The following is a 386-nucleotide window of genomic DNA, read 5'->3' as shown; positions in this document are numbered from 1 at the left end:
ACCCCGGTTGCGCGGGTTCTGGATTGTAATCGCATCGGTCACGATGCGGCTTGTTCCTCGGCTTTTTTTCGGCGCAGCGACTCGCCTTTCATCGTCAGTCGGTAGGCGTTGTGCACCAGGCGGTCGAGGATGGCATCGGCCAGGGTCGGGTCGTTGATCCAGCCGTGCCAGTGCTCGATGGGCAGTTGGCTCGTCAGGATGGTGGAGCGGCTGCCAGCGCGGTCGTCGATCACCTCCAGCAGGTCATGCCGGGCTCCTTCCTCCAGCGGGGCTAGCGCCCAGTCGTCCAGCACCAGGACGTCGACCTTTGCCAGCTGTTGCAGGGTACGGCCGAAGCTGCCGTCGCCATGAGCGATGCGCAGTTGTTCCAGCAGGCGCGGGGTGCG

At 65.0% G+C, this 386-nt stretch carries 1 pseudogene; it reads right to left on the bottom strand.

The window, feature by feature from the left end:
* Positions 1-38: 38 nt before the first annotated feature.
* Positions 39-386: pseudogene (istB, locus tag CD31_RS00080) on the bottom strand (IS21-like element IS1474 family helper ATPase IstB); the annotation flags it as partial.

It is taken from the genome of Lysinibacillus boronitolerans JCM 21713 = 10a = NBRC 103108 (genome assembly GCF_000772935.1).
GTDB classification, from domain to species: domain Bacteria; phylum Bacillota; class Bacilli; order Bacillales_A; family Planococcaceae; genus Lysinibacillus; species Lysinibacillus boronitolerans.
The sequence above is the reverse complement of the archived record's forward strand: the minus strand, read 5'-3'. Positions and strand labels throughout refer to the sequence as shown.